Source organism: Aeromonas sp. S18(2024), assembly GCF_041402525.1.
Taxonomy (GTDB): Bacteria; Pseudomonadota; Gammaproteobacteria; order Enterobacterales; family Aeromonadaceae; genus Aeromonas; species Aeromonas enteropelogenes.
Genome location: NZ_JBGLQV010000009.1, coordinates 92701 through 115643, shown reverse-complemented (window position 1 = coordinate 115643; position 22943 = coordinate 92701). Strand labels below are relative to the sequence as shown.

The 22943-nt window shown below is 60.4% G+C and carries 19 protein-coding genes and 1 tRNA gene; 7 read left to right on the top strand and 13 right to left on the bottom strand.

The genetic code is table 11. The features are described 5' to 3' along the window. Positions 1–77: 77 nt before the first annotated feature. Complete coding sequence (pgeF, locus tag ACB034_RS15515; RefSeq protein WP_371173197.1) at positions 78–815, bottom strand: peptidoglycan editing factor PgeF; 738 nt, start codon at positions 813–815, stop codon at positions 78–80. 118 nt (positions 816–933) lie between these two features. Then, positions 934–1914: a 23S rRNA pseudouridine(1911/1915/1917) synthase RluD gene (gene rluD, locus ACB034_RS15510; protein ID WP_371173196.1), complete on the bottom strand. Its 981-nt coding sequence runs from the start codon at positions 1912–1914 to the stop codon at positions 934–936. A gap of 118 nt (positions 1915–2032) precedes the next feature. Here rluD and ACB034_RS15505 point away from each other — a divergent pair, with 118 nt between their 5' ends. Beyond that, positions 2033–2788, top strand: a complete 756-nt coding sequence (locus ACB034_RS15505) for an outer membrane protein assembly factor BamD (RefSeq protein ID WP_042025307.1) — start codon at positions 2033–2035, stop codon at positions 2786–2788. 92 nt (positions 2789–2880) lie between these two features. On the opposite strand, the gene ACB034_RS15500 is transcribed toward ACB034_RS15505, so the two are convergent. The 6 genes from ACB034_RS15500 to yqhD form a co-directional block, all read right to left on the bottom strand. Beyond that, a complete protein-coding gene (locus ACB034_RS15500; RefSeq protein ID WP_342013664.1) occupies positions 2881–4209 on the bottom strand; it encodes a CoA-disulfide reductase in 1329 nt (442 codons plus the stop codon). 81 nt (positions 4210–4290) lie between these two features. Continuing rightward, a complete protein-coding gene (locus ACB034_RS15495; RefSeq protein WP_026455966.1) occupies positions 4291–5691 on the bottom strand; it encodes an L-cystine transporter in 1401 nt (466 codons plus the stop codon). A gap of 137 nt (positions 5692–5828) precedes the next feature. Then, positions 5829–7127: a serine dehydratase subunit alpha family protein gene (locus tag ACB034_RS15490; protein ID WP_371173195.1), complete on the bottom strand. Its 1299-nt coding sequence runs from the start codon at positions 7125–7127 to the stop codon at positions 5829–5831. Between the two features lie 423 nt (positions 7128–7550). Beyond that, positions 7551–9035, bottom strand: a complete 1485-nt coding sequence (pntB, locus tag ACB034_RS15485) for a Re/Si-specific NAD(P)(+) transhydrogenase subunit beta (protein ID WP_042025258.1) — start codon at positions 9033–9035, stop codon at positions 7551–7553. A gap of 11 nt (positions 9036–9046) precedes the next feature. After that, the gene (gene pntA, locus ACB034_RS15480) at positions 9047–10573 is read right to left on the bottom strand and encodes a Re/Si-specific NAD(P)(+) transhydrogenase subunit alpha (protein ID WP_026455964.1); all 1527 of its coding nucleotides are present in this window, start codon (positions 10571–10573) and stop codon (positions 9047–9049) included. 506 nt (positions 10574–11079) lie between these two features. Then, positions 11080–12243 carry an alcohol dehydrogenase gene (gene yqhD / locus ACB034_RS15475; protein WP_371173194.1) on the bottom strand — a complete coding sequence of 388 codons (1164 nt, stop codon included), beginning with the start codon at positions 12241–12243 and terminating at the stop codon, positions 11080–11082. Between the two features lie 146 nt (positions 12244–12389). On the opposite strand from yqhD, the gene ACB034_RS15470 reads away from it, so the two are divergent. Both ACB034_RS15470 and ACB034_RS15465 read left to right on the top strand, forming a co-directional pair. After that, positions 12390–13292 carry an AraC family transcriptional regulator gene (locus tag ACB034_RS15470; protein WP_223379707.1) on the top strand — a complete coding sequence of 301 codons (903 nt, stop codon included), beginning with the start codon at positions 12390–12392 and terminating at the stop codon, positions 13290–13292. Positions 13293–13310: 18 nt separating this feature from the next. Beyond that, the gene (locus ACB034_RS15465) at positions 13311–13823 is read left to right on the top strand and encodes a lipocalin family protein (RefSeq protein ID WP_371173193.1); all 513 of its coding nucleotides are present in this window, start codon (positions 13311–13313) and stop codon (positions 13821–13823) included. Positions 13824–13884: 61 nt separating this feature from the next. Here the strand turns inward: ACB034_RS15465 and ACB034_RS15460 are convergent, their stop codons facing one another. Both ACB034_RS15460 and ACB034_RS15455 read right to left on the bottom strand, forming a co-directional pair. After that, complete coding sequence (locus ACB034_RS15460; protein ID WP_371173192.1) at positions 13885–15777, bottom strand: methyl-accepting chemotaxis protein; 1893 nt, start codon at positions 15775–15777, stop codon at positions 13885–13887. A 282-nt stretch (positions 15778–16059) separates the two neighbouring features. Continuing rightward, positions 16060–16136 (bottom strand) — tRNA-Trp (locus ACB034_RS15455). A 201-nt stretch (positions 16137–16337) separates the two neighbouring features. Here ACB034_RS15455 and ACB034_RS15450 point away from each other — a divergent pair. The 4 genes from ACB034_RS15450 to ACB034_RS15435 all read left to right on the top strand — a co-directional run bounded on the left by ACB034_RS15450 (position 16338) and on the right by ACB034_RS15435 (position 19242). Continuing rightward, entirely contained in the window at positions 16338–16880 is a 543-nt protein-coding gene (locus tag ACB034_RS15450; RefSeq protein ID WP_042025265.1) for a hypothetical protein, read from the top strand. A gap of 274 nt (positions 16881–17154) precedes the next feature. Further along, positions 17155–18075, top strand: a complete 921-nt coding sequence (gene pyrB, locus ACB034_RS15445; RefSeq protein WP_042025267.1) for an aspartate carbamoyltransferase — start codon at positions 17155–17157, stop codon at positions 18073–18075. A gap of 10 nt (positions 18076–18085) precedes the next feature. Further along, positions 18086–18550, top strand: a complete 465-nt coding sequence (pyrI, locus tag ACB034_RS15440) for an aspartate carbamoyltransferase regulatory subunit (protein WP_026455957.1) — start codon at positions 18086–18088, stop codon at positions 18548–18550. A 200-nt stretch (positions 18551–18750) separates the two neighbouring features. Next, entirely contained in the window at positions 18751–19242 is a 492-nt protein-coding gene (locus ACB034_RS15435; RefSeq protein WP_042025268.1) for an arginine repressor, read from the top strand. Between the two features lie 187 nt (positions 19243–19429). Here ACB034_RS15435 and ACB034_RS15430 read toward each other — a convergent pair whose 3' ends face one another. The 3 genes from ACB034_RS15430 to arcC all read right to left on the bottom strand — a co-directional run bounded on the left by ACB034_RS15430 (position 19430) and on the right by arcC (position 22936). Beyond that, positions 19430–20833, bottom strand: coding sequence for a YfcC family protein (locus ACB034_RS15430; protein ID WP_026458484.1), 1404 nt, complete (start codon positions 20831–20833; stop codon positions 19430–19432). Between the two features lie 122 nt (positions 20834–20955). Further along, positions 20956–21960, bottom strand: a complete 1005-nt coding sequence (argF, locus tag ACB034_RS15425; protein ID WP_042025270.1) for an ornithine carbamoyltransferase — start codon at positions 21958–21960, stop codon at positions 20956–20958. Between the two features lie 49 nt (positions 21961–22009). After that, the gene (gene arcC, locus ACB034_RS15420; protein WP_026456278.1) at positions 22010–22936 is read right to left on the bottom strand and encodes a carbamate kinase; all 927 of its coding nucleotides are present in this window, start codon (positions 22934–22936) and stop codon (positions 22010–22012) included. Between the last annotated feature and the right edge of the window lie 7 nt (positions 22937–22943).

The window sequence follows — 22943 nt, the reverse complement described above, 5'->3', positions numbered from 1 at the left end:
CAGGAGTGGTTATTTTTTCTGCAAACAAGGGATTGGCGGGATCCCGGCCCCCTCATGAGGAGGGAGCCGCTGAAGCTTTACTCGGCGAGCCAGATAATCGAGGCCATGCGGCCGGTCTGGCCGTCACGACGGTAGGAGTAGAATTGCTCCCCATCGCTGAAGGTGCAGTAGTCACCGCCATAGACGGCGGTCACACCGGCGCGGGCGAGGCGAAGTCGGGCCAGTTGGTAGATATCCGCCAGCCATTTTCCCTCGTTGACGGAGGGTTCGAAGGCCGCCACCGCCTCGGCCTGCTCCGCCATAAAGGCCTCGCGCACCTCGCCACCCACTTCAAAGGCTTGCGGGCCGATGGCCGGGCCGAGCCAGGCTAGGATCTCACCCGGTTCGCGGCCCATGGCCGCGATGCTCGCCTCCAGCACACCAGCATGCAGTCCGCGCCAACCGGCATGGGCGGCGGCCACCCGGGTGCCGGTCCGATCGCAGAACAACACCGGCAGACAGTCGGCGGTCATCACGATACAGGCCAGCCCCGCCTCATGGGCACAGGCGGCGTCAGCATCTGGCGCACTCTCATACTGATGGCTGACCGGATGAACGACGATACCATGCACCTGGTTGAGCCAGTTCAGTGGCCCGGGGATCCCGGCCTCCTGTTGCAGGCGGGCCCGATTGGCCTCGACCCGCGCCATTGCATCGCCAACATGGGCCCCCAGGTTGAGAGCGGCGAAGACCCCTTCACTTACGCCCCCGTCCCGGGTGGTCGAGAGGGCCCGGACATGAGCCGGTGCCGGCCAGTCGGGTTCAATCCATTTCATCTATGGCTCCTTTTGCATTCGTTCATATAAAAACGGGGCCCCTGGCTACAAGTCAAGGGGCCCCGTTTCGGCAGGAGGCGGCGCGACAACCGGCGTCAGCCCGTCCCCGCCCTCTGCATCATTTCCAGACAAGCTCGTCCGGATTGGCCAGGGTGTCGGCGCGCAGCACTTCCATCAACTCCACCATGTCCTGGGGCGTGGGAGAGTGCCATTGCATCACCTCACCGGTGATGGGGTGGGCCAGCTGCAGCATGGTGGCGTGCAGGGCCTGACGGTGGAAGTTGCGCAGTGCCTGGGTCAGTTCCGGGGTGGCGTTACGCAGCGGGCGCAGACGACCACCGTAGGCCGGATCGCCCACCAGCGGGTGCTTGATATGGGCCATGTGCACACGGATCTGGTGGGTACGACCGGTTTCCAGACGCAGCCGCAGACGGGTGTGGCCACGGAACTTCTCGTGCACCCGGTAGTGGGTGACGGAGGGGCGGCCATTGGGCACCACGGCCATGTGGGTACGCTGGGTCGGGTGGCGGCCGATGGGTGCATCGACGGTGCCACCAGCGGTCATGTGACCGATGGCGATCGCCTCGTATTCACGGGTGATCTGGCGCGCCTGCAGCGCTTCCACCAGGTGGGTCTGGGCCGGTACCGTCTTGGCCACTACCATCAGGCCTGTGGTGTCTTTATCCAGACGGTGGACGATGCCGGCACGGGGCACCTCGGCGATGTCGGGGTAGCGGTGCAGCAGGGCATTGAGGATGGTGCCATCCGGCGTGCCTGCCCCCGGGTGAACCACCAGGCCGGCCGGCTTGTCGATCACAAGGATATGTTCATCTTCATAGACGATGTTGAGCTCGATATCCTGCGCATCGAAGCGGGTATCGTCTGCCAGTTCGACATTCACATGCACCTTCTGCCCGGCCAGAATTTTCTCGCGCGGGGTGTTGGCAACCTGACCATCCAGGGTCACTCTGTCCTGTAAAATCCACTCCTTGATACGGGTACGGGAGTAGTCTGGAAACATTTCAGCCAGGGCCTGATCGAGTCGCTGCCCGAATTGGTGATCCTGGAATTCGCCTGTCAGTTCAATATGCTGGCTCATGTAAGGTCTCTTGAGCGGGGGGGTGTTAATTCGAAATAATCCGGGTATTCTAGCTTTTCTTTTAGCCAAGCATAACGGATACTTTGCCAATTTCGTGGAAATGGACCGGATGTTGTTGATGGGAAAGAAGTCTCACCTGCTGATGTCGCTCGCCTTGGTCGCTACCTTGATCACAGGCTGTTCCAGCACCAAACCCAAGGTACCCGACGAGCCGCCGGAGACCCTGTACCAGAAAGCACGGCTGAAACTGGACGTGGGCAACTACGTGCAGGCCACCGAATTGCTGGAGGCGCTGGACTCGCGCTATCCGTTCGGTGCCTACTCCAACCAGGTGCAGCTCGACCTCATCTATGCCTACTACAAGCAGGATGACACCGCCCAGGCGATCGCCAATATCGACCGCTTCATCCGTCTGAATCCGGCGCACAAGAACATCGATTACGTCTTCTATATGCGCGGTCTGACCAACATGGCGGCGGATTACAACTTCTTCCAGGACATGTTCGGGATCGATCGGGACGACAAGGACCCGGCCTATGCCCGTCAGGCATTCCAGGACTTCAAGACCCTGCTGCAGAACTACCCCAATAGCCAGTACGCCGCCGATGCCCGTGCCCGCATGGTCGGTCTGAAGAACCGTCTGGCCCGCTACGACCTGAGCGTCGCCGAGTACTATGTGAAGCGCGATGCCCTGGTGGCCGCCGCCAACCGGGCCAAGCAGGTCGTCGAGACCTACCCCGACACCGCCGAAACCGAGAAGGCACTGGAGATCATGGTCAAGGCCTACGACACCCTGAACATGCCTACCCTGGCCAAACATGCCCGGGAAGTGCTGGCGGAAAACTATCCGAAGAATCGTCTCGGCCGCAGCTGAGCAGCAAACTTCCAATGAAAAACCGGAGCCAGTGGCTCCGGTTTTTTTATGGGTGATGGTCACCAGGAGTCTTCCTGCCAGAAAGAAAAGCCTTACTTGGCGACATTGCCCGCCACGTTGAGCACATCCCAGGTGCGGGAGAAGGGCGGCGCGTAGGCAAAGTCGAGCATGCCAAGCTGCTCCGTGGTGACTTCCATGGTGATGGCGACCGCCAGGGCGTCAATGCGGTGCACAGCCCCCTTGCGACCCAGGATCTGGCCACCCAGCAGCCGCTTGCTGCCCGCTTCATAGACCAGCTTGACGTGGATGTCGGACTGGCCCGGGCAGTAGTTGGTGTGGCACTTGTCCTTGATCACCACGGTGCGATAGTCGATGCCAAGCTGCTGCGCCTCTTTCTCGGAGAGACCGGTACGCCCCGCCTCCAGTCCCAGCACCTGAAGCGCGGCCGAGCCCAGGGTGCCCGGGAAAGCATGCTCGGCGCCCGCCAGGTTCTCGCCTACCATGCGGCCCAGCTTGTTAGCGATGGTGGCAAGTGGCACATAGACCTGCTGCTGTTTCACGCTGTGCCAGACGCTGGCGCAGTCACCGGCGGCCCAGACGTTTGGCAGCGAGGTGCGGCCCTGGCGATCCACCTCGATGGCGCCATTACCCAGACGCGCGATGCCGGTGTCGGCCAGAAACTCGGTGTTGGGCTTGACCCCGGTGCAGACCACCACGATATCGGCCTCGTACTCGCCATGGCTGGTGCGCACACCGGTCACCCGGCCCTCTCCCAGCAGGGCTTCTACCCGCTCGCCGAGATGGAGGGAGACCCCCTGCTCGCGCAACTCGGTTTCGATATGCTGGGTGATCTCCTCATCAAACGCCTCCGGGATAACCCGCTCGGCCAGCTCGATAAGGCGCACCTCTTTACCCTGATGGACCAGCGCCTCGACCACCTCCAGCCCGATAAAGCCGGATCCGATCACCAGAGCACGGGTGTTGGCCTTGTCCTGCACGGCGGCCTTGAGCGCCAGCCCGTCGGCCATCCGGCGCAGGCCAAATACCCCTGCCTGCTGCAGACCGGGAATGGGAGGCATCACCTCGCGAGCACCGGTGGCGATCATCAGGCGATCGTAGCGATCGCTGAAGGTGTCGCCCTTGTGCTCCACCAGCAGGGTCTGGGTTGCAGCATCGACGCTCAGCACCCGGTGGCCGGTCTTGACCTCAATCCCCTTGGCGGCGAACTGCGCCGGAGTGAATTCGGCCATGTAGCCCGGCTCTTGGAACTCGTCCCCCACGAAGTAGGGCAGGCCGCAGGCGCCGAAGGAGATCACCTCGGAGGCCTCGTAGACGACGATTTCGGCATCCTTTGCCAGGCGGCGAGCCTTGGCCGCCGCGCTCATACCGGCGGCTTCACCACCGATGATCAGGATTCTCATGCTATTTCCTCGCAATGACGCAGGGAGGGCGAACCCTCCCTGTGATGGATGGCGGGAAGGCTTCCCCTTCCCCGCTGCGGATCAGATGGTGGACTCTTCGCCGTCCAGGCTCACTTCATGGTCGCTATTGAACACCGCCATGTCGGTCTGCCCCAGCACGCGACTGGTGATGGTCCCGGCGGTGATGGAGCCGGAGACGTTGAGGGCGGTGCGGCCCATGTCGATCAGCGGCTCGATGGAGATGAGCAAGCCCGCCAGCGCGACCGGGAAATCCAGGGCGGAGAGCACGATCAGCGCGGCGAAGGTGGCGCCGCCGCCGATCCCCGCCACCCCGAAGGAGCTGACGGTAATGATGGCGATGAGCGTCATGATGAAACCGGGATCCAAAGGGTCAATCCCCACGGTCGGCGCTATCATCACCGCCAGCATGGCCGGGTAGATGCCGGCGCAGCCGTTCTGACCGATGGTGGAACCGAAAGAGGCGGCAAAGTTGGCGATCCCCTCCGGAATACCCAGCGACTTGGTCTGGGTCTGCACGTTCATCGGGATGGAGCCCGCACTGGTGCGCGAGGTGAAGGCAAACGCCAGCACCGGGGTGATCTTCTTCAGGTAGCGCATCGGGTTGATCCCCACCAGGCTCACCAGCAGCAGGTGCACGGCGAACATGATGGCGATGGCGCCGTAGGAGGCGAGCACGAAGTTGAGCAGGTTCAGGATGTCGGCATAGTTGGAGCCGGACACCACCTTGGTCATCAGGGCCAGCACGCCAAACGGGGTCAGACGCAGTACCAGGGTCACCATGCGCATCACGATGGCGTGAGCCACGGCGATGAAGTGGCTGAAACTCTCGAAGATCTCCGGTTTCTTGCGGGCGATGCCGGTGGCCGACAGGCCGATGAAGATGGAGAAGATCACCACGGCGATGGTGGAGGTCTTGCGTGCCCCCGTCATGTCGAGGAAGGGGTTGGCCGGGATAAACTCCAGCACCATCTTGGCAAACGACATGCTTTCAACCGAGCCCAGGGTGGTCTGCAACGCAGCACCACGGGCGCTCTCGGCGGCCCCGGCGGTCAGCCCTTCGGCGGTCAGACCGAACAGGTTGGACATCAGGATGCCCGCCCCGGCGGCGATCATGGTGGTGAAGATCAGCACTCCTATGGTCATGGCGCTGATCTTGCCAAGGGCGGTGCCGCCATTGAGCTTGAGGATGGCGCTGATGATGGAGACCATGATGAGCGGAATGATGATCATCTGCAGCAGCTTCACATAGCCGCTGCCAACGATATCCAGATAGTCGATGGTCTGGGTAATCACTCCCGACCCCGTGCCGTAGAGCAGTTGCAGGGCCGCCCCGAACAGGATACCGAGCCCCAGGCCCGCGAAGACCCGGCGGGTGAAGCTCACGTGTTTTTGCTGCAACCGGTAGAGGAAGAGCAGCAAGAGGGCCGCAATGGCCAGATTGCCGATAACGCTAAGTGTCATGTGATGACTCCCCAAAAAGCGGGCCGTGCCCGAGAAACGAGAGCAGGCCTCATGCCTGCCCTGGCAACCTTGCGGTCAGACGGCGTAACCGTCATGACATGAACAAGGGGGTCTTGCTGCCCCCTTTGTTCGCAAACTTATGACTTCTGCTTGGCGCGCATGATGTTGATGATTTCGATATCCGTGTCCAGCATCCCCTGTTTGGAGAGCTGCCCCAGGTTGGCGATGGTCTGATCCACGTCGTCAGAGACGATCCCCTCGCTCTGGGGAACGCGCAGGTTGTTGATGGCCATCAGCGACGACTTCACTGCCGCCGAGGTGGAAGTGGAAACCTTCATGGAACAGGCGCTGCCGGCGCCGTCACAGATGATGCCGGAGACATCGCCAATCATGTTGTTGATGCAGTGGCTGATCTGCTCGAACTGACCGCCCAGCAGCCAGGTGATGGCAGCCCCCGACCCCATGGCGGCGGTGCTGGCGGCGCACAGGGCAGACAGCTTGTTCTGATAGGTCTTGATGTAGATGGCCACCAGATGGCTCATCACCAGGGCGCGGGTGAGCTGCTCGTCGCTCGCATTGAGGAAGCGGGCGGCGGCAACCACCGGCATGGTGGCGGCGATGCCCTGGTTGCCGGAGCCCGAGTTGGACATGGCGGGCAGCATGGCGCCATCCATCCGCGCATCGGAGGCGGCGGAAGAGAGGCGCATGGCCAGTGTCATCAGATCGTCGGAGAGCAGCTTGCGCTCCACCTGCTCGGTAAGGATCTTGCCAATGCGCAGGCCATAGCCTTGCAACCCTTCGTCCGCCAGGGCCTGGTTCATCGAGGCCGCCTCGCGGATGAAGTCGATCTCGGCAAGGGGCACCTGCAGGGCAAAGTCGACTATCTCGCGCAGGCTCATAGTGGGCTTGTCGGCCTTGGCTGGCTGGATCTGCACGCCCGGAGCGCTGTCTTGCGCCATCAGCACCTCGCCATCCTTCTCCATCAGGATGATGCGGGTGTGATCGGTGCAGATCACCACCCGGGCACTGTGGCCGTCCACTTCCGTCAGCACCTCGGCGTAGAGGACATCAGGCACATCCTTCACATCCACCTTGATGGTCGGCAACAGCCCCTTGGCCGCCTCGACCTGCTCTGTGGTGAGACCCTTGAGCACCTCCAGTCCGGCATCCGGATTGCCACCCGTGATGCCGACGGCCGCCGCGACAGGCAGGCCTATCATGCCGGTGCCGGGTACCCCGACCCCCATGCCGTTCTTGAACAGGTTGCCGCTGACCCAGACGTTGACGCGGGTCGGCACCTGCCCCAGCAGCTTGCGGCAGTTGGCCGCCGCCAGTGCTACCGACATGGGTTCGGTGCAGCCCAGAGCCGGCACCACTTCACGCTTGAGCAGGGTAATAAAGTCGGTCCATTGTGCGTTCATTGCTGTATGTCTCATCTTCGTGGTGCCCGCGGGGCAATCTCGATTGTTCGTGGCCACCGCCATGCGGCGAGCCTGATAAAGAGTATGGTTGCTGATGTCAGGTGATCTCTTGGCCTGCCTGGCCGGAACGCGGATTAACGTTCGTCCCCTGGTGGTGGCAGCGACCATGGCATACGCCATCCGGGTCAGCCCAGCATAGTCAACCAAAGTTGACTTTACGCCCAATGCATTCAACTAATGTTGAGCCACATCCCCTTTTTGCACGCCATTATGCCCGCCTTTGTATAAAGTGCGACAAAATGTGAAGCATTACACATTTCACTCTGCAAATAACTTAAAACTCAGCATAAAAATTCGCTCACGTACAGGGTGTTCGGATTGCCCCCGACAATAAAAAAGGAGGCCGAAGCCTCCTTTTATTCGTTTTCTGACAGGCACTTACAGTGCTTTCAGGATAGCCTCGACGCTGGCCTTGGCATCGCCGAACAGCATCTGGGTGTTCTCCTTGAAGAACAGCGGGTTCTGCACACCGGCATAACCGGTATTCATGGAACGCTTGAAGCCGATGACGTTTTGCGCCTTCCACACTTCCAGCACCGGCATACCGGCGATGGGGCTGCCCGGATCTTCCATGGCGGCCGGGTTGACGGTGTCGTTGGCACCGATCACCAGTACGGTATCGGTATCGCTGAAGTCTTCGTTGATCTCGTCCATTTCCAGCACGATGTCGTACGGGACCTTGGCTTCCGCCAGCAGCACGTTCATGTGACCCGGCAGACGACCGGCCACCGGGTGGATACCGAAGCGTACCTTGACGCCACGATCACGCAGCTTCTGGGTGATCTCGGCCACCGGATACTGGGCCTGCGCCACCGCCATGCCGTAACCCGGGGTTATGATGACGGAGCTGGAGCTCTTGAGCAGCTCGGCCACGTCTTCGGCGCTGGTCTCGCGATATTCACCCATCTCCTGGTCGCCGCTGGAGGCAACGCCGTCGGAGCCGAAGCCACCGGCGATCACGGAGATGAAGGAGCGGTTCATCGCTTTACACATGATGTAGGACAGGATGGCACCGGAGGAACCCACCAGGGCACCGGTGACGATCAGCAGGTCGTTGGAGAGCATAAAGCCCGCCGCCGCAGCCGCCCAACCGGAGTAGGAGTTCAGCATGGAGACCACGACCGGCATGTCGGCGCCGCCGATGGAGGCAACCAGGTGCCAGCCAAAGGCAAACGCGATCAGGGTCATCACCAGCAGGGCGAAGGTGGAGCCACCCGCGTTGACGAAGTAGATCATCAGCAGCACAGAGACCACCACGGCCAGCAGGTTCAGCTTGTGGCGGTGCGGCAGCATCAGCGGCTTGGAGGAGATGAGACCACGCAGCTTGCCAAACGCCACCACGGAGCCGGTGAAGGTCACCGCACCGATGAAGACGCCCAGGAACACTTCAACCAGGTGGATGTTCAGCATGGCGCCGGTCAGGTGCTCGACTTGGGCCACGCTGGCCGCCTGTTCGAACGCCGCACGGGCGGCCGCCAGGGTGGCATCCAGGTTGGAGGTGATGGGCACCACCACCTCGGCCGGGGCCGACGGGTGCAGATCGATGAAGCTGTTGAAGCCCACCAGCACCGCTGCCATACCGACGAAGCTGTGCAGCACGGCCACCAGCTCGGGCATCTCGGTCATCTCGACCTTGAGTGCCAGACGCACGCCGATGGCACCGCCGATCACCATGGCCAGAATGATCCAGTGGACACCACTGGTCTCCGGGTTGAACACGGTGGCGAGCAGGGCGATGGCCATACCCGCGATACCGAACAGGTTGCCATGCTTGGCCGTCTCTTGCTTCGACAGTCCCGCGAGACTGAGGATGAAGAGCACGGCGGCAACGATATAGGATGCTGTTACCAGTCCTTGAGACACGTTAAACCCCCTTAATCCTTACGGAACATCTTCAGCATGCGCTGAGTGACGGTGAAACCGCCGAAGATGTTGATACTGGCAATCAGCACGGCAATAAACGCCAGCGCGGTGACCAGGGTCGACCCTTGCCCGATCTGCAGCAGGGCACCGACCACGATAATGCCGGAGATGGCATTGGTGACCGACATCAGTGGCGTGTGCAGGGCGTGAGAAACGTTCCACACCACGTAGTAACCGACCACGCAGGCCAGAACGAACACGGTGAAGTGAGAGAGGAACGCGGCCGGCGCCACGGCAGCCACCCAGCCAAAGGCGGCGATGCCCAGGGCACCCCAGACAAATTTCTTGTTGGAGGGCTTGGCCTCTTCTTTCTTGGCAGCCGGTTTGGCGGCAGCCGGCTTCTGCGGGGCGGCAGAGACGGAGATGGCGGGCGGCGGGAAGGTCACTTCACCGGCCTGGATCACCGTCATGTTGCGCTGCACCACGTCTTCGAAGTTGATGGCGACGTTGCCGTCCTTCTCCTTGCACATCAGCTTCATCAGGTTGACCAGGTTGGTACCGTAAAGCTGGGAGGATTGGGCAGGCAGACGACCCGGCAGATCGGTATAGCCGATCACCTTGACGCCACGATCGGTGACGTGCAGCTGGCCCGGCACAGTGTATTCGCAGTTGCCACCAGCCTGAGCGGCCATGTCCACGATCACCGAGCCCGGCTTCATGCTGTCGACCATCTCTTTGGTGATCAGCTTGGGTGCTGGCTTGCCCGGGATCAGGGCGGTGGTGATGATGATGTCCACCTCTTTGGCCTGCTGGGCGAACAGCTCCATCTCGGCCTTGATGAACTCTTCGCTCATCACCTTGGCATAACCATCGCTGGAGGAGCCATCCTCGCCACCGAAGTCCAGCTTGAGGAATTCCCCACCCATGGATTCGATCTGCTCGGCCACTTCCAGACGGGTGTCGAACGCACGCACGATGGCGCCGAGGGAGCCGGCGGTACCGATGGCGGCCAGACCGGCCACACCAGCACCGATCACCAGCACCTTGGCGGGCGGGACCTTACCGGCAGCGGTGATTTGACCGGTAAAGAAGCGGCCGAACTCGTGGGCGGCTTCCACCACGGCGCGATAGCCACCGATGTTGGCCATCGAGGAGAGGGCATCGAGAGACTGGGCACGGGAGATCCGCGGCACCATATCCATCGCCATCACATTGATGTTGCGCTCGGACAGCTTCTTGACCAGCTCGGGGTTCTGGGCAGGCCAGATGAAGCTCACCAGAGTGGCACCATCCTTAATTTGTGCGATCTCGGCATCGGTCGGCGCGTTGACCTTGAAGATAAGGTCGGCTTGCCAGACATTCGGCACCACGCTGGCACCGGCCGCCTCGAAGGCAGCATCATCGAAGCTGGCCAACTGGCCTGCGCCAGACTCGATGGCGACCTCGAAGCCGAGCTTTTTCAGCTGCTCGACGGTAGCCGGTGTCGCTGCGACCCGGGTTTCACCGGCGAGACTCTCTCTCGGTATTCCAATCTGCATGACTATTCCCTGATGGTTAATAAACAATCGCTGCCCAGTGTCTCATTTCTGGCGAAACAAGACAGGACCAAAGTGCAGGTCCAGGGCTCTTTGTTATGAAAATCAGTAGGCTTTACCGCAACCTCCTGTCATGGTCAGGCCCCCGCTTTTCAGGCGCGAAGGTGATTAGTATCAAATTTTGGAGTTTTATTACAACCGCAGTCCCGACAGCGCTCGTACAGAATTCAGCCCATCCCTGGTCGCGATTAAAAAAAACAAACCAAATTAGAGGCTTATACCAGTAAAAATGGCTGAAAAAAGTGATCCAACCAGTCAAAAAAAATGTTTTACCGGCCCTCTATCTTAGCGTTTTTTGTTATTACGAAATCCGGCCGTGTCTCATTTTTCGCAACGAAATGCCATAAAGTAACAATTTAATAACGAAAGAGGGCCGTCCGACCGCCAAATGGCGGGCGTCGGCCCCACGTATTCAATCGTTTCGCGCAGATGATGGTAAGGGTATGCCGTTACCAGGCGGCTTCATAAATATGCTGACTCTGCACCAGGTCGATGTCGCCGTGCTCGCCGAGTCGGGTCATGCCGTGTTCCGCCAATTTGCCCAGCAAGGCATCGATGTCGAGCGAACCCAGATCGTAATCCCGCAGCCGGGTCTTGAGCCCCATCCGGGTGAAGAAGTCGCGGGTGGCGGCAATGGCCCCGTCGATGCGCTCCGCTTCGCTGCCCTCGCGCAGATCCCACACCCGCTCGGCGTATTGCAGCAGCTTGGCGTGTTTCTGCTCGCGCTTGGCCTCGAGCAGGGCAGGCAGCACTACCGCCAGGGTCTGGGCATGATCCAGGCCATAGAGTGCAGTGAGCTCGTGACCCAGCATGTGGGTGGCCCAGTCATGGGGCACACCGGCACCGATCAGGCCGTTGAGGGCCATGGTGGCACTCCACATGATGTTGGCGCGCACGTCGTAGTTTTCCGGCTCGGTCAGCGCCTTGGGCCCCTCCTCGATCAGAGTCAGCAGCAGCCCTTCGGCGAAGCGATCCTGCACCTTGGCGTTGACCGGGTAGGTGAGGTACTGCTCCAGAATGTGGATGAAGGCATCCACCACGCCGTTCGCCACCTGACGCGCCGGCAAGGTATAGGTGAGCACGGGGTCGAGCACGGCGAAGCGCGGCATCACGAAGGGGGAGAAGAAGTGCTGCTTGTCGCCGGTGCGCTTGCGAGTGATGACGGCCCCCATGTTCATCTCGGAGCCGGTGGCAGGCAGGGTCAGCACAGTGCCGAGCGGGATAGCGGAACGCACCTCGCTGCCGACCGTCTCGAGAATGTGCCAGGGATCCCTGGCCGGATCGTAAGGGGTAGCTGCGGCGATAAATTTAGTGCCATCCAGCACGGAACCGCCACCGACAGCGAGCAGGAAGTCGACCTTCTCGGCACGGGCCAGTTCGACCGCGCCCATCAGGGTCTCATAGGCGGGGTTGGGCTCGATGCCGCCAAACTCGAACAGGGTCATGCCCGCCAGTTCGCTGCGGATCTGCGCCAGCAGGCCGCTGCGCACCACGCTGCCACCACCATAGGTGATGAGGACACGGGCATCGGCGGGCAGCTGCTCACGCAGCTGGGCGATCTGGCCCTTGCCAAACAGGACCTTGGTCGGGGTATGCAGGGTAAAGTTGTTCATCGGTATCACCTTCTCTGACAGCTGTGCGGCAGGGCCGCGAAATCATGATTGCATTTTTCTCCTGAACAGCCATACCATCAAGGTCACATCCTGCTTTTTTATTGCCTATTTCTGCAAGCGCACCAATTTAAAGAACAAGGGGCTCCATGCCTGACCGTTACACCGACCTGGCCACCAGGCTGACTCGCCACGTCACCGCTCCCGGCATCACCTCCTCCCCGGTGGAGCAGGTGAACCTCATCTATACCACCGAGTACCATGGCCGCACCCCGGTGCTCTACCAGCCGCGGATGATAGTGATCCTGCAGGGGCACAAAGTGGGTTATCTGGCGGATCAGGTGTTTCGCTACGACCCCAACCATTATCTGCTGATGACCCTGCCGCTGCCCTGCGAGTGCGAATGCTTCGCCTCCCCCGAGCAACCCCTCATCGGCTTCACCCTCGAAATCAATCTGGTCACCCTGCAGGAGCTGCTGCTGGAGCTGGGTGATGCCCTGCCAGCGCCAGCCCCGCAGAAGAGCGGCGTGCACTCGGTGCCCATGTCGGAGGCCATGTTCTGCGCTGCCGAACGGCTGATCGATCTGATGGACAACCCCCTCCACGCCAGGGTGCTGGGACCACAGACGGTGCGGGAGATGCTGTTCTATGCTCTTGGCGAGGGAGGTGGCCCGGCCCTGCAGGCGCTGGCCAACCGTCACAACCATGTGGGTCAGATCGCCCGGGTGCTGCGTATGATAGAGCAACGTTTCGCCGACAACCTGACCATGGAAGAGCTGGCGCGGGAGGTGAACATGAGCGTGTCTGCCTTCCACCACCACTTCAAGGCGGTCACCTCTACCTCACCGCTGCAGTACATCAAGTCGTTTCGCCTGCACAAGGCGCGCCTGATGATGCTGCATGACGGCGTCAAGGCGGGGGCGGCGGCTGCCCGGGTCGGTTACGAGAGCAACTCCCAGTTCAGCCGGGAGTTCAAACGCTTTTTCGGCAGTACGCCGACGGATCAGGCTTCCCGCTTCCGGGAAGGCCAGCTGCGTATCATCGAAGGATAATAAAGAGAGGGACTACCCATGCGTTCACTGCTTTGTCTGCTTGCCACCTTGCTGCTAACGGCCTGCACCGGCCTTGCCGACGGCATTCGTCCGGTCACCGGCTTCCAGCTCGACCGCTATCTTGGCACCTGGTACGAAATCGCCCGCCTCGATCACGGCTTCGAGCGAGGGCTGGAGCAGGTAAGCGCCACCTACAGCCTGCGGGACGATGGCGGCGTCAGGGTGATCAACCGCGGCAAGCAGAGTGATGGCAGCTGGCGCGAGGCACAGGGCAAGGCCTACTTCGTCGATCGGCCGGATGAGGCCCGGCTCAAGGTGAGCTTCTTCGGGCCCTTCTATGGCGGCTACAACGTCATCGATCTCGACCCCGACTACCAGCTCTCCCTGGTGACAAGCTACAACCACGACTACCTCTGGATCCTCGCCCGCTCCCCCAATCCGCCCAAGGAGAAGGTGGCTGCGCTGGTCGCCAAGGCCAAGGGGCTGGGCTTTGCCACCGACCAGCTGATCTGGGTCAGGCAGATCCCCTGAATCGTCAGGATCAACAAGGGCAGCCCGCAGGCTGCCCTTTTTCATGAAAATAACCGGGAGGTCAGAGCCGGAAGCGGCCTATCTCCTGCTCCAGCCGCTCGGTCAGTGCCTTGAGTTCGGCCGCCTGGGCTGCCTCTGCACCTGCCTGCTCGGCCAGCTCCTGGGAGACATGGCGAATGTTCTCGGTGTTGCGACTGATCTCGCTGGTGACCGAGGTCTGCTCTTCGGCCGCCGCTGCGATCTGGGTCGCCATGTCGCTGATGGAGCCGATCGCCTCGTTGATCCGGGCCAGGCTGTGGTTAGCGGACTCGGCATCCTCCACGCTGGTGCCCGCCAGCTGGCGGCTGGTCTCCATGCCGTCGACCGCCCGGCGGGTAGTCTGCTGCAGGGTCTCGATCATCTGCTGGATCTCGGCGGTAGAGTCGTGGGTGCGGCGTGACAGCACCCGCACTTCGTCCGCCACTACCGCAAAGCCGCGGCCCTGTTCGCCAGCCCGGGCCGCTTCGATGGCGGCGTTGAGCGCCAGCAGATTGGTCTGCTCGGCGATCCCGCTGATGGTCGCCAGAATGCCGCTGATCTTCTGGGCATGGGAATCCAGCTCGTGGATGATCTGGCTGGCATCGGCCACTTCATCTGCGAGCCCGGTTATGCTGCGCTGGCTCTGGCCCACCTGGGATTGACCGGCGACGGCCAGCTGCACCGCTTCTCCGGCGGTAGTGGCCGCAAACTCGGCATTGCCGGCGATCTCCTGGGTGGCGGAGGCCATCTCGGTCACTGCGGTGGCCACCATGACGATCTCGTCCTGCTGCTGGCGTACCCGTTGACTACGGGCATGGGCGCCGGCGGCCTGGGTGCGGGACTGGCCAGCCAGCTCCAGGGTGACGTCCCGCAGCCGGCTGACGATGCCGTGCAAGCGGGCCACAAACTGGTTGAAGCTTTCGGCAAGCTGGCCCACCTCATCCTGACTGCGGGTCTTGATATGAACGGTGAGATCCCCCTCGCCATGGGCGATGTCGTGCAAGGCGTTTGCCACCCGGCCCAGATCCGCAAACAGATATTTGAACAGGGCGGTCAGCAGGGTGCTGAACAGCAGCAACAACACCAGGGTCAACCCCATCAGTTGCCACAACAGGGTGGTGAGCGGCGCTTCCAGCACGTCGCGGTACATCACCATGGCGAGCAACCAGTCGGTGCCGGGCACTGGCTGCACCGCCAGTAATACATCACGACCATCTATGTTGGCGGCATGCAGCTCGCTGTTTTCACGTCCCCACTGCTGGAAGGTGGCGGCCGACAGATCAGGCGCCAGTTCGGAGACCTGCTTGAGCGCCAGCTTCTTGTTCGGGTGGCCAACAATCAGGCCGCTGTTGTCGAGCAGCATGGCGTAGCCTTCCCCCTGCACCTGCATCGCCAGCACTTCATCGATCAGCTTGTCGAGCGCCAGATTTGCCCCCACAGCCCCCACCAGCTCACCCTGATGACGAACCGGCTCGGAGAGGGTCACCACCAGCTTCTGCATGGTGACGCTGACATAGGGGGCCGTGATGATGAGGTGGCCTGCCTTGACCGCATCCTGATACCAGGGGCGCTCGCGAGGGTCATAGTTGCCGGTATTGAGCGAGGGATCCTGGCGGGTCATCACCCCCTGCTCCGAACCGAAATAGGTGAGCCCGAAGCCCCCCGAGGTGAAGGCCTGCTTCAGGTGAGGTACCAGTTCGGCCTGAGGATTGTCGGCGATCAGGCTGACCAGGGCGTGCACCACATTCTTGCGGTCCGCCATCCAGTCACCGATGGCCACCGAATAGGCGTGACCATAGTTGACCGCTTCGCTCTGGATGGCGTTCATGGTCCGGGATTTGAGGGTGTGAAATGCCACCACACCGAGCAGTGATGCCATCAGCAGCACCACGCCAAGGCTGGTTGCCAGCAATTTGCCGCGCAAAGAGAGTGTCATGACTACGAATCCTTGTTGTTGTATCGGACAGGGAAAAGGCCCTACTCATTTGTGGTTATCGGCGGCGAGATGAACAGACTTTAGTGAATCTGTATATTTTCACATCCATCAACAACACAAGGCGCTATCGGTGAGAAAAGAGACAAAATTCCATGCTGACAAGCAGAGGTATGCCGCCAGATTGATGACAGCGACGCAGAGGGCAAATGGGGTCAGAAAGTGCGAATAAGGAAGGTGCAGAAATGCGAAAGGCCAGCTCAATGAGCTGGCCATTTCTGAAAATGGCAGGGGCGGCAGGACTCGAACCCGCAACCATCGGTTTTGGAGACCGCTGTTCTACCAATTGGAACTACGCCCCTGCAACAAACGAGGCGTAGTATACAAAGTGGAGATCAAAGGTAAAGGCTTTTTTCACACTTTCGCTGCGATTGCACAAATCCCGAACAAGTCGCGGTGATTTGCGCAGCAATGCGGGATAACTTGCTGTATTTGCAGCCTCATCAGGGTAGGAATAGGCCATAAATGGGGGTAGGGTAAAGTGTGGAACAGGGAGGTTGTCCATGCTCAATTACCGATTGCTCCAGCAACTGGCGCCGCTTAACTTCAGGGATGAAAGCAAAACGGAGTCGCTGTCCGATTATCTCGCCCGGGTAGCCCCGCTGGTGCCCTTTATTCCGGAAAATGTGCTTTCTCAGTGGATTTATCGCCATTGGCGCGGTTTTGAGTCCAACTGGAGCTTTATCGATCTCGCCAACTACCGCTTCGAGTGTGAACGCTGGCCCACCGAGCGCCTGATCACCCAAGTCGATTCCCGTCATATGGAGGTGATCGAACGCTGGGGCGAGATGCTGCAAAACAATCGTTACGTGCGTCGCTCCTGGCTAGGTGACTACATGCTGGGCCATGGCACCTGGCCCGAACCCATCATAGTGCTGATCCCGGGGGAAGAGGATCACCACCCGAGTGGACAACCGCTGCCAGGTCCCTGCTGTCTGCTGGAGGGACACCACAGACTCGGTTATCTGCGCGCAATGGCCCGTGACAGCGAGCCATTGCAAAGCGAACACCAGGTGTGGGTTTGTCGGCAACTTCACGACACATAAACGTTTTTCAACACCAAAAAGGCATCTGAAATAAAATTTTGACAAATAAAAAACCAGCCCTATAATCTGTCCGGTTTTGAAAAAGGTCGGGACATAAGATGCCGTTTTTATTGCAAACAACAGCCTTGCAAACGGGTGGAACACACCAGTGCGGCCCCGTTGTTTCCGGTTTCCGACCCAAAGATCTCCCGTTATTTTTTGAAAAAAGCCCCTGTTTCAGGGGCTTTTTTTTGTGCCTGAAAAACCTTCATTGATGCCAAAGGGAATGCAGACGATGACCAATCCACTCTATAAGAAACATGTCATCTCCATCTCGGACCTGACCCGGCCCGAAATGGAACTGGTAGTCGAAACCGCACAACGGTTGAAGGCTGAACCCAACACCAGCCTGTTGCAAAACAAGCTGGTCGCCAGCTGCTTCTTCGAAGCGTCAACCCGTACCCGCCTCTCGTTCGAGACCGCAGTCCAGCGCCTGGGCGGCAACATCATCGGCTTTGCCGACGGTGGCAACACCAGCGCCAAGAAGGGCGAGACCCTGGCCGACTCCATCAAGATCATCGGCTCCTACAGCGATGCGGTAGTGATGCGCCACCCGAAGGAAGGCGCAGCTCGCCTCGCCTCCGAGTTCTCTCGCGTGCCGGTCATCAATGGCGGTGATGGTTCCAACCAGCATCCGACCCAGACCCTGCTCGACCTCTTCTCCATCCGCGAGACCCAGGGCAAGCTGGACGGCCTCAACGTCGCCTTCGTCGGTGACCTGAAATATGGCCGCACCGTGCACTCCCTGGCTCAGGCCCTGAGCCTGTTCAACTGCCGTTTCTTCTTCATCTCCCCGGAAGCGCTGGCGATGCCGGACTACATCTGCGAGGAGCTGGAAGAGAAAGGCATCCAGTTCAGCGTCCACGAGACCATGGAAGAGGTGATGCCTGAGCTGGACATCCTCTACATGACCCGCGTCCAGAAAGAGCGCTTCGACGAGACCGAATACAAGCACATGGCCGCCAAGTTCGTGCTGGAAGTGGCCACCCTGGAAGGGGCCAAGCCCACCATGAAGATCCTGCACCCCCTGCCCCGCGTCGACGAGATCGATGTGGCGGTCGACAAGACTCCCCACGCCTACTACTTCGAGCAGGCGGAAAACGGGGTCTATGCACGCCAGGCTCTGCTGGCACTGGTACTGAACGAAACTGTCTGAGGGGAACATCATGTCTGAGAAGAACCAACTGCAAGTCGAAGCCATCCGTCACGGCTCCGTCATCGACCACGTCCCCGCCGGCCAGGGCATCAAGATCCTCAAGCTGTTCCAGCTGGTGGAGACCCAGGAGCGGATCACCGTCGGCTTCAACCTGAAATCCGGCGCGCTGGGCAAGAAAGACCTCATCAAGATCGAGAACACCCGCCTGACCGAACAGCAGGCCAACCAGCTGGCGCTGTTCGCCCCCAAGGCGACCGTCAATATCATCGAAGACTTCAACGTGGTGAAGAAGCACCAGCTGGAACTGCCCGAGTTCATCGCCGGCGTGTTCCACTGCCCCAACTCCAACTGCATCTCCCACAACGAGCCGGTGGACAGCTACTTCCGGGTACGCGAGGTAAAAGGCGTGGTCCGGATGAAGTGCAAGTACTGCGAGAAATCCTTCACCCAGGATATCGTCAGCGAGCGTTATTGATATCTGAATGGGCCCTACGGGGCCCATTTTTGAACCCTGTCACATCACCAGATTCCCAGTCAGTTATAATTTGCCATCCAAAGATGGTTATCCCAGCTCATTCCCTGCCAGCATCATGATTGCCAGTATTTTTTGCTGCTAACCAGCGAATATGGCAGATATCGAGCACTTGTTTCCTGTCATCGTCAAAGGAAGTTGCCGTGGTCAAAACACTCAGCCGCCCCGTTGCCCAGGAGCCCGAACTGGCCCAGCTGGATGCCTGTCGCCAGATCATCGGCCAGCACTGTTACAGCACTCAGGAAGAGATCCGTCGCGAGCTGTCGGAGCGCGGCTTCGCCGATATCAGCCAGTCCACCATCTCCCGCCTGCTGCGCCGTCTCGGCGTCGCCAAGGCGCAAAATGCCAACGGCAAGAAGGTCTACACCCTGGTGGACGAACAGCTGGAACCGGCCGGCAGCACTCGCTCCATCCACGAGATGGTGCGCGCCGTGGTGCACAACCAGCAGATGGTGCTGATCCATACCACCCCGGGCGCCGCCACCGTGGTGGCCCGTCTGCTGGATCGCAATGCCAATCCGGAGATCATGGGCGCCGTCGCGGGCAACGACGTGGTATTGGTCGCCCCCCGCCATATCAGCCGCACCCGCCAGGCCCATGCCGCCGTGGTACGCACCCTGGAACAGGCGCGCTAGGCCCCTCCCCCGCATTAAGCGAGGCGACCCCGGGGTCGCCTTTTTATTTCCTGCTTGTCGCCGGGAGCTCACTTCTGTTTCACTTGCCCCTCCCCTTATGACCCAGGCGATAGAACCACAGCCGCCTGTTGCACATATAAAAAAACGGGAGCCTGCAGGCTCCCGTTTGAATATAGAAAGAGGGTGGTCAGATCAGGGTACCCACGCTCAGGCAGACCACGATCAGTATGGTCAGGATGCCGAGCAGCGGTGCCACCCACTTCAGCCAGCGCACATACGGCACCTTGGCGATAGCCAGGCCACCCATGACCACGGCAGAGGTCGGGGTTACCAGATTCACCAGACCGGAGGCGGACTGATAGGCAGTCACTACCAGGTCGCGGCCCACGTTGGCGAAGTCGGCCAGCGGCGCCATGATCGGCATGGTCAGCACAGCCAGACCGGAAGAGGACGGCACCAGGAAGGAGAGCACCACTTCCAGCGCGAACATCACGTTGATGAACACCACGGTGGAGAGACCGGTCACGATCCCTTCTGCGCTGTTCAGGATGGTGTGGGTGATCATGCCGTTGTCCATCACCACCACGATACCACGGGCGATACCGATGATGAGGGCCACACCGAGCAGGTCGCGGGCACCGTCAATAAAGTTGGAGGTCAGCTCTTCCTCGCTCATGCGGGAGATGAGGCCCACGATGATGGCGGAAGCCAGGAACACACCGGAAATCTCGGCCATCCACCAGCCCAGTACGGCCACACCGTAGATCATCACGGCGAAGGCGGCGACGAAGATACCGAGCACGATTTTGCGGGTAGTGGTGAACTCCAGCATCTCGTCACTCTTGTTGCCGAGGAAGTGGGCACGGTTCTCTTCCCACTTGTCAGCCACCAGGGACTTGCTTGGATCGTTGCGCACCATCTTGGCGTAACGCATCACGTAGGCAACGCAGATCAGCCAGCCGGCGATCAGCATGGCCACGCGCAGCCAGATACCGTCGGTGAAGGAGATGCCAGCGGCGTTGGCGGCGATAACGGTAGCAAACGGGTTGATGGTGGAGCCCAGGGTACCGATACCGGCACCGAGCAGCACGGTAGCGGCGGCGACGACCGGGTCAAAACGGGCGGCCATCATCACCGGTACCAGCAGTGTGTAGAACGGCAGGGACTCTTCCGCCATGCCGTAGATGGTGCCCCCTGCGGCGAACAGCGCCATCAGGATGGGGATCATCCACTCTTCGCGGCCGCGCAGGCGATCGGTGACACGCTCGATACCGGCGTCGATGGCGCCAGTCTTGGTCACTATGCCGAGAAAGCCACCGATGATCAGGATGAAGAGGGAGACGTCGATAGCGCCTGCCTCATAGGTATCGTGGTTGTAGAGACCATCGATAGGGGCCAGCAGCACGTCGACGATCCCCTGGGGATTGCTCTCAACTTGCTTGTAGGTACCCGCCACCGGCACTTCCTTGCCGAGGGCTTCGTTCATGGTCATCTCGTATTTGCCGGCAGGCACTACCCAGCTCAGGGCGGCTACCAGGGCGATCAGCACAAACAGTATCGTGTAGGCTGACGGGAACTTGAATTTGGTCATGGTCCAGCTTCCTTCTGTGGTGTGGTATCCATGCTGGCTGCGGGTTGTAGGGTTAGAGGTATTGTTCCGCTGTCACATGGTCGAAAAGCCGGGGGTCACCCCCCGGCACCACTACTGCGACCTTAGTCGCCCAGCGTAGCAACCATCACTGCCTTGATGGTGTGCATCCGGTTTTCGGCCTCGTCGAACACGATGCTGTGCTCGGATTCGAACACGTCCTCGGTCACTTCCAGGCCTTTCATGCCATATTTGTCAGCCACTTCCTTGCCCATGGTGGTTTCATCGTTGTGGAACGCCGGCAGGCAGTGCATGAACTTCACATCCGGGTTCTTGGTGGCGTTGATGACGTCCATGTTGACCTGATACGGAGTCATCAGTTTCACGCGCTGATCCCAAGCTTCTTTCGCTTCACCCATGGATACCCAGACGTCGGTGTAAAGGAAGTCGGCACCCAGCACGCCCTCTTTCACATCTTCGGTCAGGTGGATACGGGCACCGGTCTCTTCGGCGATCTGGCGGCACTGGGCAACCAGCTCTTCTTCCGGCCAGAAGGCTTTCGGAGCAACCAGGCGGATGTCCATGCCCATCTTGGCAGCACCGACCATCAGGGAGTTACCCATGTTGTTGCGGGCATCACCCAGGTAGGCGAACTTGATTTGATCCAGACGCTTGCCCTTGCCGTGCTCCAGCATGGTCATGAAGTCGGCCAGGATCTGGGTCGGGTGGAACTCGTTGGTCAGGCCGTTCCATACCGGTACACCGGCATAGGCACCCAGCTCTTCCACGATTTCCTGGCCGTAGCCACGGTATTCGATACCGTCATACATGCGGCCCAGTACACGGGCGGTGTCCTTCATGGACTCCTTGTGACCGATCTGGGAACCGCTCGGGCCAAGGTAGGAAACCTGGGCACCCTGGTCGAAGGCCGCCACTTCAAAGGCACAACGGGTACGGGTAGAGGTTTTTTCGAAGATCAGGGCGATGTTTTTGCCGACCAAGTGCTTGCGCTCGTAGCCACCGTATTTGGCTTTTTTCAGGTCGATGGCCAGGTCGATCATGTACTGGATTTCGCGCGGGGTGAAGTCCAGCAGTTTCAGGAAGTTACGGTTACGCAGATTAAAAGCCATGATGAGTTCTCTCTATATTTATTCAGACCAAGTAGGGCAGTGTTATTGACTACGCATTCACGGTGCGAGTGGCGACGATATTGGTACCGGCTTCACCCTTGAGGATGGCCAGGCCATCTTCCAGAGAACCGATCCCGACCATGCCACCGGTCGCTTTGACAAATTCACAGGACGCTTCGATCTTCGGCCCCATGGAACCGGCATCGAACTTGACCCCTGCCAGCTCGTCCGGGCTGGTGACCCGCAGCGGGTGCTGGGTCGGCTTGCCCCAATCCAGATAGACGGCATCGGCATCGGTCAGGATCAGCAGGGCGTCGGCCTTGATCTGCTTGGCCAGGTAGGCGGCAGACATGTCCTTGTCGATGACGGCCTCGATGCCGGTCAGGGTCTGACCGTTCCAGGTCACCGGAATACCACCACCACCGGTACAGATGATGAGGTGGCCCTGGGCGATCAGGGTTTCGATGGCATCGCCTTCCACGATCCGCTGGGGCAGCGGGGACGGCACCACGCGGCGGAAGAACTTGCCGTCAGCCTTGACCACCCAGTGCTTCTCTTCGGCCAGGGTGCGGGCTTCGGCTTCTTCATAGACGGGGCCGATAAATTTGGTCGGATTGGCGAACGCCGGATCCTGCGGGTCTACCTGCACCTGGGTCAGCAGGGCGGTGACGTTGCGGCTCGGCATCAGGTTCTTCAGCTCCTGGATCAGCATGTAGCCGATCATGCCCTGGGACTCGGCGCCCAGCACATCCAGGGGATAGGGAGAAACCTTGGTATAGGCGCTGTTTTGCAGGGCGAGCAGGCCGACTTGCGGGCCGTTGCCGTGCACCAGCACTACGTTGTACTCCTCGGCGATGCGAGCGATGGTCTTGGCGGCAGTTGCAATATTCTTGCGCTGGATGTCGGCTTCAAGCGGCTCACCACGACGGAGCAGTGCATTACCACCCAGAGCGACGACGACAGTTGGTTTTTTCATAGTGGTT